Source organism: Rhizobium ecuadorense (genome assembly GCF_001187535.1).
Taxonomy (GTDB): domain Bacteria; phylum Pseudomonadota; class Alphaproteobacteria; order Rhizobiales; family Rhizobiaceae; genus Rhizobium; species Rhizobium ecuadorense.
Window position 1 is genome coordinate 1 of sequence record NZ_LFIO01001867.1, and the last position, 232, is coordinate 232.

1 pseudogene is annotated in these 232 nt (G+C 63.4%); it reads right to left on the reverse strand.

The annotated features are described in order from the left end of the window. Window positions 1-232: pseudogene (locus AF337_RS39180) on the reverse strand (Ppx/GppA phosphatase family protein); the annotation flags it as partial.

The window sequence follows — 232 nt, forward strand, 5'->3', positions numbered from 1 at the left end:
GCCTTCGCCGAGGCGCACGATGCGGGAAAAAGCATCGACAACGCGAAATTGTCCCGGACGGGTCGGCTGGGCAATGAGAAGACGGCAATTGTTGGTGCCGAGATCGAGAGCGGCATAGAGCTCCTCCGGCCAAGCATGCTCGCCGGCCTGGCGATCCCCCTGCTGCCCGGGATTGATATGGCTTTCCTGGCGGCCCCTGCGGTTGGCGCTCGCGCCATTCAATGTTTCACGC